A 251-nucleotide genomic window follows, 5' to 3' on the forward strand; every position below is an offset into this window, starting at 1 on the left:
GGCAATTGCCAGCCATCCGTTCCGCTCAATCCTGTTCCCGTGGGCCAACTACGTAACAATGGCATTCCTGATTTGCGTTTTGATCGGCATGTACTTTAATGAAGATACGCGTATGTCGCTGTTTGTCGGCATCATCTTTATGCTGGCGGTGACGGCGATTTATAAAATTTTTGGGCTTAATCGACACGGTAAAGCGCATAAACTGGAGGAATAAGCAGCAAAACGCACAAACCGTAACCAAACGCGCAATT

1 pseudogene is annotated in these 251 nt (G+C 46.6%); it reads left to right on the forward strand.

Going from position 1 to position 251, the window contains the following annotated elements:
• Positions 1–214, forward strand: a pseudogene (locus R0J88_RS22075) (hypothetical protein); the annotation flags it as partial.
• Between the last annotated feature and the right edge of the window lie 37 nt (positions 215–251).

The organism is Pseudoalteromonas sp. SIMBA_162 (assembly GCF_046535955.1).
Lineage (GTDB): Bacteria > Pseudomonadota > Gammaproteobacteria > Enterobacterales > Alteromonadaceae > Pseudoalteromonas > Pseudoalteromonas marina.